We start from the raw sequence: 3,063 nt of genomic DNA on the forward strand, positions 1-3,063 counted from the left end.
CAATGAAAAACGAATAAAAGAGAAGTTGAATTGGCTAAGTCCGGTAAAGTATCGCTTAAAGAATACAGTAGCATAAAAAATTCCGAGAAACCTATTCAGGCTTCTCGGAAATAAAAGTCTAACTTTTTGGGGTCACTACAAAACCTCGGTTTGTGGGGTTTCTTTTTTTATCTGAAACTTTTATTAAATCATTGGAATATTATATTTTCGCTTTAATCCTTTATTCATTAAAATCCTATTGATTTTATATCGAAAAAAATCTATAATAGACTTATAAATATAATATTTAAAAATATTGAGAAAGTTCTAGAAAAGAGGAGATATTATGAAGAAACGTGCATTATTATTAGCAGTCGCAGCGGCGACCGTAACATCCGCAGCTTTTGCTACACCACAAACTCAATGGCAAGAAGGTCAATGGCAAGTTGATTTGGGGGCTTGGAACACTGAAGCCAGTGTCAATTATGATAAGCTGGATGGTGAAGGTGGCGATGGAACTACCAATGATAAATGGAATTTCACCGGTGGTCTTACCTACGGTTTGAATGACAAATGGGCTGTTCAATATAATTACTATGGCTTAAAAACTAAAGGTAGCAGTGAAACCGATGGTCTTGGCACTGATGGCAATGCTCAAGAAGTAAATGCACTCTACTCTATCAATAAAAACTTTGCAGCCTATGCAGGTTATAATCGCATTAAAAACAAGTTTACTTCTGATGATATTAGCGAATCCTTAACAAATAATGTAGCTCAAATCGGTATTATTGGTAAAGCACCGCTTACCGACAAATTGGATGTCTATGGCAAAGCTGCTATCGGTACTAAAAATACTACTATTTGGGAAGCCGGTCTTGGTTACAGCATCACACCTGACTTAGATGTAAGCGCCGGGTATCGCTATGTAAACACTAAATTTGTAGATAAAGGTTATTATGATGCGGCTGATGATGCTAATATCAGCTACAAAGGTTTCATTGCCGGTCTTTCTTATCGTTTCGGCGCTGACCGTGACGAAGCTCCGGCTCCACAACCGGCAGCACCTGTTTACCGTCCGCAACCACAGCCTCAAGCTGCACCGGTAGTACAACAGGCACCGGTACGCAATGATTACTACTTAGAAAGTGTTCACTTCGGTTTTGACGAAGATCAACCGCTTAGCACTGAACAATCTAAATTAGATCATTTTGTACAAGTAGCCAAAGCTAACCCTACTCATACCTTCAAATTGGTAGGTAATACCGATTCTCGCGGTACTGACGGTTACAACAATGCATTGTCCCAACGTCGTGTTGATAATGTAGCCGCTTATGCTCAGAGCCAAGGTGTACCGGCATCCCAGTTAGTACTTAACTACAAAGGTGAAAATGATCCGGTAGCTTCTAATGACTCCGACCAAGGTCGCGCCGACAACCGTCGTGTAGACATTTGGGAAAATAAATAATTGAATCACTGAAAAATCGGTTTATAATTTGTGTAATTTGTGTTACACTGATTATGTTAGCAGTTAACATATGTCCTATGAACATATACAGGGAGTCCTCGCAGAGGACTCCCTTTTGGGTTGAGTTATACGGATACACATATTTTTATTCGGATGAGCTTAACTGCTAACCGGAATAACCGAAATTGAGAGGTGATTATTTATGAATACATTTGTTATCGTATTAATTGCATTCATGGCCGCTATCGGGCCGCTCAGTACGGATATTTATTTACCCGGACTACCGGCGATTGCTCGTGATTTGGGGACTACCGCATCGGGCGGGCAGCTCAGCTTGACAACCTGTTTAATCGGCTTGGCCTTGGGGCAAATTTTAATCGGACCTTGGAGTGATGGCGTAGGGCGTCGTAAGCCGGTTATGGTATCCTTCGTGGGTTTTGCTATTGCCTCATTTTTATGCGGCACCGCTACAACGCTTGCGGAGTTTCTCGTATGGCGTTTTGTGCAAGGTGTGGCCGGCGCCGGCTGCATCGTATTGAGTCGTTCTATCGCCAGTGATACCCATTCGGGTAATGAGTTAACTCGTTTTATTTCGCTGTTGGTACTCATTACATCGGTCGTGCCGATTGCGGGGCCTGTCATTGGTGGGCTGTTATTACAATATTGGAATTGGGAGGCCATTTTCTTGTTATTAACGGCGTGCGGTATTATCGGCGCTGTATGGTCCATGACAACTTTGCCGGAAACATTGCCCGTAGAGAAACGCTTGCAAGGCGGTTTAACAGAATCGCTTCGCAATATGGTAGCCTTGTGGAATAATAAAAACTATCGTGGCTACTTTTTGGTGCAGGGCTTTGCCTCCATGGGGCTTTTTGGCTATATCGGGGCATCCCCGTTTATTATGCAGGGTTTGTACGGTTTTACGCCTACCGAGTTCAGTATTTTCTTTGGCGTCGGATCCGGGTGTTTAGCCTTGGGGGCCCAGATTTTCGGACGCCTCAGTAAGAGTCTTGGCGAACGTACTGTATTGTGGTGGGGCAATGTAGGGGGCGTCCTTATCGGTGTCGTCTTATTGCTTATTGCGGCTGTAGAGCCTGCAAGTCCGTGGTTTATTATGATTGCCTTGGCACTCGTTATTTTCAGTTGCGGTTGTACCTTACCGCTCAGCTTTTCCAGCGGTATGAATGCTCATAAAGGGATGGCCGGCAGTGCTTCCGGTTGGCTCGGTGTTATTTCTTTCGTAGCCGGCGCCGTAGCGTCGCCGCTTGTAGGTATCGGCGGCGGTAATAGCATGTGGCCTATAGCTGTCTTGGTGGTAGTTGAGCACATGGCATCCTTAATGAGTATGAAAGTGTTAATTAACGAAATGGACTAGTTGTTGACATAAACCTATAATTCGAGATTTGTCGGTCTTTTTTTATTCATACTTTATTGACAGGAATTGCATTAAAGAGTAAAATGTAATAGACACACATACATGTGAACTGCACCCCAAAAATTGGACACAATTTTTGGAGGTGCAGTTTTTTTATGGCAAAGTATTCTAAAGAAATTAAAGAAAAAGTTTACTGTCTATTTGAGCGTGGATGGGGATTCCATGCAACTGCTAAAGAATTAAA

Annotated in this window: 2 protein-coding genes; both read left to right on the forward strand. The window is 42.7% G+C overall.

Annotation, left to right across the window (positions count from 1 at the left end; all coding sequences use genetic code 11):
• Positions 1-325 precede the first annotated feature (325 nt).
• Positions 326-1,444, forward strand: coding sequence for an OmpA family protein (locus E7204_RS08040; RefSeq protein WP_295183383.1), 1,119 nt, complete (start codon positions 326-328; stop codon positions 1,442-1,444).
• Positions 1,445-1,646: 202 nt separating this feature from the next.
• Positions 1,647-2,819 carry a multidrug effflux MFS transporter gene (locus E7204_RS08045; RefSeq protein ID WP_295183386.1) on the forward strand — a complete coding sequence of 391 codons (1,173 nt, stop codon included), beginning with the start codon at positions 1,647-1,649 and terminating at the stop codon, positions 2,817-2,819.
• The last annotated feature ends 244 nt before the right edge of the window (positions 2,820-3,063 follow it).

Source organism: Veillonella sp. (assembly GCF_015058545.1).
Classification (GTDB): Bacteria; Bacillota; Negativicutes; order Veillonellales; family Veillonellaceae; genus Veillonella_A.